The organism is Bradyrhizobium sp. (assembly GCF_036009065.1).
GTDB lineage: Bacteria > Pseudomonadota > Alphaproteobacteria > Rhizobiales > Xanthobacteraceae > Bradyrhizobium.
Genome location: NZ_DASYMN010000162.1, coordinates 21,213 through 27,760, shown reverse-complemented (window position 1 = coordinate 27,760; position 6,548 = coordinate 21,213). Strand labels below are relative to the sequence as shown.

Annotated in this window: 4 protein-coding genes; all 4 read right to left on the bottom strand. The window is 60.2% G+C overall.

Going from position 1 to position 6,548, the window contains the following annotated elements:
- Window positions 1–3,080: amino acid adenylation domain-containing protein (locus VGP39_RS09790; RefSeq protein ID WP_327567909.1), on the bottom strand; the 3,080-nt coding region annotated here is incomplete at its 3' end.
- Window positions 3,077–3,421: an acyl carrier protein gene (locus tag VGP39_RS09785; protein ID WP_327567908.1), complete on the bottom strand. Its 345-nt coding sequence runs from the start codon at window positions 3,419–3,421 to the stop codon at window positions 3,077–3,079. The genes VGP39_RS09790 and VGP39_RS09785, both read right to left, overlap by 4 nt.
- Window positions 3,422–3,446: 25 nt before the next feature.
- Window positions 3,447–5,486: a class I tRNA ligase family protein gene (locus VGP39_RS09780; protein ID WP_327567907.1), complete on the bottom strand. Its 2,040-nt coding sequence runs from the start codon at window positions 5,484–5,486 to the stop codon at window positions 3,447–3,449.
- Between the two features lie 25 nt (window positions 5,487–5,511).
- Window positions 5,512–6,546: an FAD-binding oxidoreductase gene (locus VGP39_RS09775; protein WP_327567906.1), complete on the bottom strand. Its 1,035-nt coding sequence runs from the start codon at window positions 6,544–6,546 to the stop codon at window positions 5,512–5,514.
- Window positions 6,547–6,548 lie beyond the last annotated feature (2 nt).

Here is a 6,548-nt window from a genome sequence, read left to right as displayed (position 1 = left end):
TCCTCCACCTCGTCCTGCAGCCGCCTGCGATCGACCTTGCCGTTGGCCGTAAGCGGCAATTGCGCAAGCCAGACGAACCGGCGAGGAACCATGTAGTCCGGAAGCGCCGCGGCCAGTTGTCTTCGAAGTTGACCTTCCAGTTCGGCGTTCAAGGAACCTGCCCCGGCGCGGACCACAAAGGCCACCAGATGCGGTCCCTGTTCGGTGGTCCGCCGAACGACCGCGGACTCCGCGATGGCCGGATCACGATTCAGCAGGGTCTCGATCTCTCCGGGCTCGATCCGGTAGCCGTTCAGCTTGATCTGGAAATCCGCGCGCCCGAGGATTTCGATATTTCCATCGGAAAGATAGCGTCCCACATCACCGGTGCGGTAGAGCCGCTCGTCGAGCTGCGCGTGACGAACGAAGCTAGTCGAGGTCAATTCCGGATCGGACCAATAGCCTTGGGCAAGCCCGGCCCCCGCCGCATGGAGTTCACCCGGCACATGGTCGGGGCATTCGCGCAAGAAGGCATCCAGAACGTAGTAGCGATTGTTCGCGTTGGGTTTCCCATAGGGAATGTTGACCCAAGCCGGATCAACGCGATCGATCGGGTAAAGGATATTCCATACGGTCGTCTCGGTCGGGCCACCGAGAGCGACAACCCGCAGATCCGCCTTGAGCGACATCAGCCGGCTTGGTAGCGAAACCGGAATTCGATCACCGCTCATCATGATAAGCCGCAACTGCGGCGGCAACGGCTGGCCGACCATGGTGGCCTGGTCGAGAAGCGCAGCGACAAGTGCCGGTACCGAGTTCCAAATGGTGACGCCGGACAGGCTTGCCTGCGCGAGCCATTTCGCAGGGTCGGTCTCGGCATCGCCATCCGGAATGACCAGCGCCGCGCCGTTCGACAGCGCCCCAAAGATATCGAACACCGACAGATCAAAACTAGTCTTACTGATCGCAAAAAGCCGGTCTTCGGGGCCGATTCCGAAACGCCGCGTGATGTCGGCGACCATATTGACCACGCTGTGATGGCTGATCATGACCCCCTTTGGAATGCCGGTGGAACCAGAGGTGTAGATGACGTAGGCCAGATCGGTCTGATCGGCCTCGGGCAGAACGTAATCAAGACCCTCGATATGCGGATCGAGCTGCAGAAACGCCTCGTCGATGACGAGACGAGAAATCCCGGCACCGATCGTCGCCGGCACATCGCTTCGCGTAACGATGTATTGCACCCAACCATCATGCAAAAGCTGATCGATCCGCTTGCCCGGCAGATTCGAGTCGACTGGGAGATAAGCGCCCCGCGCCATCAGAGTGCCAAGAATAGCGACGATCTCCTCCCACCCCTTGGGCATCACGACGCCCACGAGATCGTTACGTTTCACTCCCTGATGCCGAAGCCAGCGCGCAACCGCCGCAGCGGCAGCGGCCAGTTCGCCATAGGTGATCCGGCGCACCGCCGTTACAATGGCCAAGGCCTCGGGGGCGCGGGAGACCTGTTCGAGAAACCCACTATAGGCCTGGCCGGGCGGAACGGCGGCATCCGTTTGATTTGCCTCGCGGCGCCGCTTCACTTGATCGACGGGGAGCAGACCTTGAGGTGATTCTTCCCATTTTGCCGGCTCGTTCGCCAGGATTGCTACCAACCGTCCATAGGCCGACATCAGATCCGATACCAGGCCTTCGGGGAACACCTCATCGACGGCGTCGGTCTCCACCACAAGCGCGCCGTCCCGCTCCAGCAGGAAGATGTTCAACCAAACCTGCGGGGTTTGACTGACCGCAAATGTCTCCCGCCCGAACAGTGCGATCGAGGATCCATCCTCCACCGCCCCGATCGTGCTATTGAACGTAAAGGGCATGGGCGCGGCCTGCGCAGACCCGTCCCGCCGTCCGAGCGCGCGCATCACCTCGATGCCGGAAAACTGCCGGTGGTCGATCGCCTCGCGCAGCCGGGTCTGCAGATCCAGCGCCCGCTGTCTAAAGCCCGCCCGCGGGTCGATCTCCACCGATAGCAAAAGACAATCGGTGAAATTGCCGATCATCTGATCGATATCGGGATGGATCTGCAACCGGTTGGCAACGGTCATGTTGAGCGTGAAACGATCGCCCGCGCCCCATAGCGATAGAATCTCGGCATAGGCCGCCACCAGCATCGCCGTGGGGGTCAACCCTACGCTCATGCAATGGCTCTTGAGCAGGGACCATCGCGGCGCGTCGAGCTCTAACGTACGACGGACGAAAACAGGAAATTCTATCCTGGCCGGATCAATCCTGCGCGGCAATTGCGGATGTGCGGCAATCTTGTCGAGACGACCCATCCAATAGACGCGAGCGCGGTTCGCCTCATGCGTTCCGGCCCGCGTCGCCAAAGCCTCGACATAGTTGCGAAACGAAACCTCGAGCGGCACCACCGGTCGGTCCGGTTCCTGATAGAAGCGCCACCAGTCGCGAAAGAACAGGAAAGAACTGATGCCGTCCATGATCAGGCCATCATGGCTGACATGAAGGATCATGTTGGTGTCCGACAGAATCGTCAGCCGCACGTCGATCAGCGGCGCCCGGTCGGCAGGCAGTATCTGGCGGGACATCGCGGCGCGCACCGCAAGGCGCGCGGCATCTCCGCCGGCTGACGCAGCTTGAGCCGTCCGCATATCGCTGATTGCGATCCGCGGCAGCGATATTGCGTTCAATTCCGTCTGCGTCGCGTCGTCGTGAAAGATCGTCCGAAGCGCGCCGTGCCGTTCGACGACTTTCGCAAGCGCCCGCTGCAACCTGTCGGCAGCGAAGCTGCCCTCGATTTCATGATAGACGTGGGACGCTACGTTCCCAAGCGCGAAGTGATCGAGTCGACCGTAGAAATAACTCTGTTGCATGGGCGTTGATGCTAAACGCGGCGCATCGGTGGCAGGCCGCTCCGGCCGCAGGCCGGCCAGATGGGCAACGATTTCGGTCTTGACCGCTCGAATGGACGCAACCAAGGTTGAATCGATCTGCGATTGAGGCCCCTCCAGCCGTAAGTCCGTGCCATCCAGACGCAGAGTGAGACCACGACGTGAAACCGCGTTGAGTACTTCATGAAGGCTCATATCAGTACCCCACTTTTGCAATTCGTCGGTCCACCAGCCTCAGTCTGGCTCGGCAGACGGGATAAAACCGTCACGGCCAGATCGTCGATGCTCTTCGCCTCGAGGAGATCGCCGATCGTTAGATTGGCTCCCAGCTCCTTCTCAAGCTGATACTGCAAGGTGATGGCGCCCATTGAACTCAGCCCGAGTTCCGACAGCGGACATGCGGCGACCGACACGCCGTGACCGATTTTCAAGATCCGGCGAAGCATGCCGTCAAGGCGTTGAAGAATGAAGGCGTATCCGACGTCATCCGTTCCCCCGGAGCTGTTGACGACGCTCTTTAAAGGCCGACCGGTCATGCTGGCACTCTCCTCGACAGATGGTTTAGAACGTGGATTCCAGCCGGCGTGGCCGCGCCGTTCTCGACGGTTCAACCAACTCGGGAACCGAAAAGAACTTCACGCTCATCAAATTGATCGCCGTGCCTGCCGGAACGAGCTTGACGTTAGTCGGCCAGACCGTCTCGACAGAGCCTCCTAATGCCTCGGCAAGACGTTCGCTGAACCGCGGCATGACTGGTCTCGCGCATTGCACAAGAAACTGCGCAGACGCCAACTCCAGCGCAACGGCGGTCCGCCATTCGTCATGCGCAGCCGCGTCGACTGCCAACAACCGGTTGGCGGCGACGAATCTGAGCGTATCTTCGACAAGCCCGTTCATTTCGCGAACGACACCATTCAATGAAAACCCGTCGGCGCCGTAGTGCACCGATATCGCGTCGAGACGCGCCTGTAATCGACCGAGAAAGGCGCTCTGTCCGGGTGACCAGATGCCGGCATCCGGCGCCAACCCGCCGAAAGCTGTCGCCACGCGCGTCCCGAGGTCGGCAAGCCATGCTTGCCACTTGCCGATCAAAACTTCGGAGACCGTGCGCTGGAAGGCCTCGAACTCGAAATTGGTTCGCTCGATCTCACCTCGCGTGAGCGCCAGATAATAGCGTACGGCGTCGACCGTCTGCGGCGTAAGAATGTCTTTGCCCCAGATCGCATGCCTTCGGCTGGTGGAGAACTTCTGTCCGTCCAGAAGGTAGAACTCGTTGACGTTATATTCGATGTCATTCTGCCAGTTCGGAAAAGCCAGTTCGTAGAGAATGGGATACAGGACCGTATGATAAAAACTATTATCGTAGCCGAAGAAATGAACGATCTTCCAATCGTCTTGCGGTTGATCGGCGGCCCAATCGCGACCGAGCCGGTGACCGAGCTCCGCGATACCATGAAGGAAGCCGTAAGCCATTTCCGGCCACACCCATATCACCTGCTCGCCTTCCGGATCTTCGGCCGGACGTACACCCCAACGGGATGGATGGGTCATGGGCAAGTCGATTTCGCCCTTTGCAAATACCCGGGCGGCGAGATCCTGCAATCGCGGCGACACTTTTCCACGCCTGTGGTGATCCTGCACGACGTCCTTAAACCGGTGAAGCGGCAGCGAATAGCGCTCGATCGTTCCACGCCGCAACGACGTATCCGAAAGTTTCGATTTTGGATCGAGGAGTTCAACGCATGAGTTAGGTTCACCACATTCTTCGCAAATATTGCCGTTTGTCGGGGATCCGCATGTCGGACATTTCCCGCCGACATCGACTTCATAGAGATAGGCGCCATTTTCGCCGTCGAACAGCGCATCGCCGCGGCGTTTAACAACCGCTCCGGATGCGATGACGCGGGAGAAAAAATCTCGCAGGCCGGCAGGATAGTTACGGTCCGTACCGGTGATGGTGAACTGATCGATCGGGATATCGATCAGTTCCAGAGTCGCGCGAATTTCAGCGGCGTAATGTGCGGCGACTTCGCCCGGCTTCTTGCCTTCCTGGCGAGCCCGTCCGACGACATAGCTCTGGAAGTCGTCACTTCCGGTCAAATGATACGATTCGACGCCGTTCAATCGCTGAAACCGCACGAAGACGTCTGCTGCAAGGTAGGGACCCGACAGATGCCCCAGATGCAAGTCGCCATTCGGAGTCGGCGGCGTGGAAAACACAAAGACCGGACGATCCGCGAAGCGTTGAGCGCCGGTTTCCTTTGCCGCCCGCGCCGCCTGCGCGGCGTCGCGGCGGTAGAGATCCAGGAACAGCAGTTCCACTTCGCCGCAGTTCCGCAAGACGTGTGTCTCGAACGGTTCGAACACGGCAACGACGCCCGGCCTCGCCGAATGCGGGACATTGTCGACCACGATCTCACCTTGACCGCGCAGGATGACAAATGCCTCGACCTCGTCGTGCTGGTGAGGCGTCGTTTCCTGACCCGGCGCGACGCGGCCGAAGCCAGCCGCCAGGTCACCACCGACGAAGGTGTCGATGGCGGCCATATCGATGCCGAAAGCCGGTGAAAACTTCATCTTCTCCGTCGACACGATCCGCATGACAGTGGCTCCTTCGCATCGAGAGCTAGTTCAAAAGACTGACGGCCTCGGCTGCGATGCCGGGCGCCAAGCGATACCCGGATCCGTTGGCCGCGCCGACGAAGATGACGTTGCCTGATTTGCCAACCTTCGTGATCAGGGGCTCGCGCGTCGGACTGTAGGCATCGCAAAACACCCGCCCGGACCGCAGCGAACGGGCGAGTTCAGGTGCGTAGCGACAAAGTACATCGCACCCATCCTTGAGGTTCCGGTCGCTCAGCCCCGATCGCAACCCGTCGGGAGATACATCCCACTCCGCGCACGTATAGCTGTAGAGCCAATGGCCGCGATCGCGCAGCGGCACGATGAATGCATCTTCTTCCGGGAACAAGATCGCGGCATCCGTATCTTCGATCGGATGATCGAAATGCAGCGCCACAACTTTTTTCACACGCACGCCCAGCGGTTCGGTCAGTTCGCGCCAGCCATCCGCATTCACCCATGGGCCCGGCACCAGAATCACCTTTTCCGCACTGACCATCTCTCCCGTCGTCAGCGTCAAGTCGACACCATCGGATCTTTCGGCAACCGTCTCCACCGCAACGCCCTCAAGCAGCGTCACCTGATCGCGCAATTCGCGGGCCAACATGCGAGCAAGCGCGCCGACGTCGGCATGGTGACATCCAGGGACCGACCACACAGAGCATTCCTTGGGCAGGGGGATTACCCAATGCCGGTCCGTCGCCGTGCTTTCCAGCTTCCCGGGGGCCACGAAGAACTCGCGTAGCGCCGGCGCGGCGGCATGAGAGGACACCGCGTATAAACTCAGCGGATAGATCGGAACCGCCGGATTGCACGTCATCAGGGAGACATAATAGCGCTCGCTGAACAACGACATCGATCGCACCCGTTCCGTTCGCCCGGTCGAAAAATGAACGCCGGCCGAGCGTTGTGACGCACCGAGGCCGGCCTGGTCACGTTCGATCATCAGGATTTTCGCCGACGGATTGGCCGCGCGCACCTGGTGTGCCACCACGCACCCGACAATTCCCGCTCCGATTATGGCTATTCGTTCCGCCATCC

Excerpts from the sequence above, each read along its gene's own strand:
- VGP39_RS09785 (WP_327567908.1), bottom strand. The coding sequence starts at position 3,421 with ATGACCGGTCGGCCTTTAAAGAGCGTCGTCAACAGCTCCGGGGGAACG.
- VGP39_RS09775 (WP_327567906.1), bottom strand. The coding sequence starts at position 6,546 with ATGGCGGAACGAATAGCCATAATCGGAGCGGGAATTGTCGGGTGCGTG.
- VGP39_RS09780 (WP_327567907.1), bottom strand. The coding sequence starts at position 5,486 with ATGCGGATCGTGTCGACGGAGAAGATGAAGTTTTCACCGGCTTTCGGC.